This is a genomic window from Streptomyces sp. SID13726, from assembly GCF_010548375.1.
GTDB lineage: Bacteria > Actinomycetota > Actinomycetes > Streptomycetales > Streptomycetaceae > Streptomyces.
The window spans coordinates 1-581 of sequence record NZ_JAAGLY010000184.1 but is presented as its reverse complement, the minus strand read 5'-3'; the positions used below and the strand labels follow the sequence as shown (position 1 = coordinate 581).

The 581-nt window shown below is 74.7% G+C and carries 1 protein-coding gene; it reads left to right on the top strand.

The window, feature by feature from the left end:
- On the top strand, window positions 1–581 hold a 581-nt coding region (locus G3I78_RS47070), incomplete at both ends, for a S1 family peptidase (RefSeq protein ID WP_164436752.1).

Sequence of the window (581 nt, the reverse complement as noted above, 5' to 3'; positions counted from 1 at the left end):
CCCGGCCGCCGTCCGCCTGGAGGTCGTCGACGCGCCGTACGAGCTCACGGCCGACGTGCGGGGCGGCGACCGGTACATCACCCGGGACCCGGGCGCGTCGTCGGGGTCGGCGTGCTCGATCGGCTTCGCCGTCCAGGGAGGCTTCGTCACGGCCGGGCACTGCGGCGCCGCGGGCAAGGAGGTGCTCACGGCGGGCTGGGCGCGCATGGGCACCGTCCAGGCTGCGTCGTTCCCCGGCCACGACTACGCGTGGGTGCGCGTCGACGCCGGGTTCTCCCCCGTCCCGCGGGTCAACAACTACGCGGGCGGCACGGTCGACGTCGCCGGGTCCGCCGAGGCGCCGGTGGGCGCGTCCGTCTGCCGGTCCGGCGCGACGACGGGCTGGCGCTGCGGCGTCATCGAGCAGAAGAACATCACCGTGAACTACGGCAACGGCGACATCCCCGGCCTCGTGCGCGGCAGCGCGTGCGCCGAGGGCGGCGACTCGGGCGGCTCCGTGATCTCGGGGAACCAGGCGCAGGGCGTGACCTCGGGCCGCATCAACGACTGCTCCAACGGCGGCAAGTTCATCTACCAGCCCG